Origin of the sequence: Parabacteroides distasonis (genome assembly GCF_004793765.1) — a bacterium.
In the GTDB taxonomy this organism is placed as follows: Bacteria; Bacteroidota; Bacteroidia; order Bacteroidales; family Tannerellaceae; genus Parabacteroides; species Parabacteroides distasonis_A.
The window spans coordinates 1-2,497 of record NZ_SRYM01000110.1; the positions used below are offsets into that span (position 1 = coordinate 1).

General features: G+C 39.0%; 2 protein-coding genes. Both read left to right on the forward strand.

Translation table 11 applies throughout. The features are described 5' to 3' along the window. The first annotated feature begins 316 nt into the window (after window positions 1-316). Window positions 317-1,846: a lipopolysaccharide biosynthesis protein gene (locus E5342_RS18845; protein ID WP_121735582.1), complete on the forward strand. Its 1,530-nt coding sequence runs from the start codon at window positions 317-319 to the stop codon at window positions 1,844-1,846. A 53-nt stretch (window positions 1,847-1,899) separates the two neighbouring features. After that, complete coding sequence (locus tag E5342_RS18850; protein ID WP_168354524.1) at window positions 1,900-2,481, forward strand: polysaccharide pyruvyl transferase family protein; 582 nt, start codon at window positions 1,900-1,902, stop codon at window positions 2,479-2,481. Window positions 2,482-2,497: the final 16 nt, after the last annotated feature.

Here is a 2,497-nt window from a genome sequence, read left to right on the forward strand (position 1 = left end):
TGAAGTACCTTAGAAAATAACAGTAAAATCTGTGAAGTAAATTTAGGCATAGTCAATATTCGGTTACTATAACATATATCTACCTATCTGTCTCTTGAGGATATATACTACATGTGCATCCGGATATATACTGTATATTCCCTTGAATATATACTGCGTGACCGAAGTCAGTGCTAACGCTTTTTATGTGGTTCGTTTTGATGGCTATCCAAGCAGTATGAAGGCTGTGTGCAAATCAAGAAAGTTGTACGCTTGAGAATTTGAAGAGTGTTACAGTTGCTCTAAATTTGAAGGATACCAATTCTCAATAAGATATATGCATTCAATATCCGAGAATAATAAGCGGATAGCGAAGAACACGCTGTTCCTCTATGTACGTATGCTCTTGATCATGGGGGTGACGCTATACACCAGCCGAGTTGTATTACAGATGCTGGGGGTAGAGGACTACGGGATTTATAACGTGGTGGGAGGAATAGTTGTACTCTTTACGTTTGTCAATAACGCCATGGTCACCTCCACGCAACGGTTCTTGAATTATGAGTTGGGACGTGGGGATTTGATGACAACCCAACACGTGTTCTCTGCCAGTGTCACGATCCATCTAGGAATAGCGTTGCTGACGTTCGTACTTGCGGAGACTGCTGGGTTGTGGTTTTTGGAACGCTACATCCAATATCCTGCGGATAGGGGATGGGCGGTGACACTTACATATCAATTTACGATATTGGGCACTTGTGTTAATATCATGCGTGCTCCTTATAACGCAGCCATTATCGCACATGAGCGGATGTCATTCTATGCTTATATCAGTGTGATTGAGGCCGTGTTTCGTTTGTTGATTGTGTATTTGTTGACTTGGACCGCATGGGATCGTCTGATCTTTTATGGGTTCTTGATGTTTGTCGTACTGGCTTTGGTGTTGGCTTGTTATTATTTGTATTGCAGGCGATCGTTTGCAGTATGTCATTATCATTTCTTTTGGGATAAAGGGTTGTTCTGCGAGTTGCTAGGTTTCTCTGGCTGGAGTCTGTTTGGAGGAATAGCCAATATGGGAGCCTCGCAAGGATTGAACATCTTGTTGAATCTTTTTTTCGGCGTGACGGTGAACGCTGCTATGGGTATCGCCAATCAGGTACAAACGGCGGTCTATAGTTTTGTGAGTAATTTCCAGACAGCATTCAATCCTCAGATCGTGAAATCCTATGTGTCAGGCGATCGTTGTTATTTCATCGACTTGATCATGCGTACCTCGAAATACTCTTATTTCCTGTTGTTCGCTATCTCTTTGCCTCTGTATATCTGTTGTGAGGAGGTGTTGTCGCTGTGGTTGGGGGAGGTACCTGCGCATACGGTGTCGTTTTGTCGCTTGATGATATTGCTCTCTTTGCTGGAGGCTTTGCAAGGTCCACTTTGGGTATCGGTACAGGCCACGGGAAAAATCCGTGATTATCAGATACTGATGAGTGTGATGATCCTGGCCAACCTGCCTGTCAGTTATTTGTTTTTGAGGATAGGGTATGTACCAGAGGTGGTATTGGAGATTCGTTGTATTTTGAGTATTTTGATACTTTGGGTGCGCTTGTGGTATTTGAAGCGGCTTTATGCTTTTTCTATTAAAAGATATTTACGAGAGGTGTTAGGGAGAGTGATCGTGGTGACTGCGTTTGTCTTCCCTATTGTTTATTTACCATTGGAAATGATTGGTGATGAAGAGAAAATTATTTTTTTAGGAATACTCTCGTTGGTATTGAATTTTTTAGTTATGTATTGTTTCGGTTTAGATAGAAGAGAACGGGAAATTTTGACCGTTCAACTTAGGAAAATTTGTGGGATATATAAGTGATAGAGGAAAAATTGTAGTCGTTATGAAAAATGTTTATCTGTAATAGAATTGAAATGATTGATTATAAATGGCTTAAATATAAAATAATGGATTTTCAGGAAAAGATAGAAGAATTAAGGAAGATAATAAAAGATAATATAGAACCTTTAATAACATCGGATTATGTACATTTAGATAATCCTTATCATGGTAATATAGGAGATATATTGATATGGGAAGGTGAAAGGCAGTTTTTATCTTCTATGAAATATAAGTGTTTGCAGTCTTCGTCAAATTCATGGTGTGAAAATTACCTCCATCCCGAAACCGTTATACTGTTTCATGGTGGAGGTAATTTTGGTGATTTGTATAGGGAGTGTCAAGATTTCCGTTTGAGAGTAATAGAACAGTTCCCAAATAATCGGATCATAATGTTTCCTCAGTCTATTTGGTATGAGGATGAATCTTTAATAGCGAAAGATGCGGCAGTCATGGCTCGTCATAATGATTTGACATTGTGTGCGCGTGATAAATGGAGTTATAACTTTTTGAAAGAGCATTTTGGAAAGAATAAGATTTTGTTAGTTCCAGATATGGCTTTTTATATATCTGATGAATACATTGATGTCCCATTAAAATCGGAAAGAGTACTTTGAAATTGTTGAAATTTAG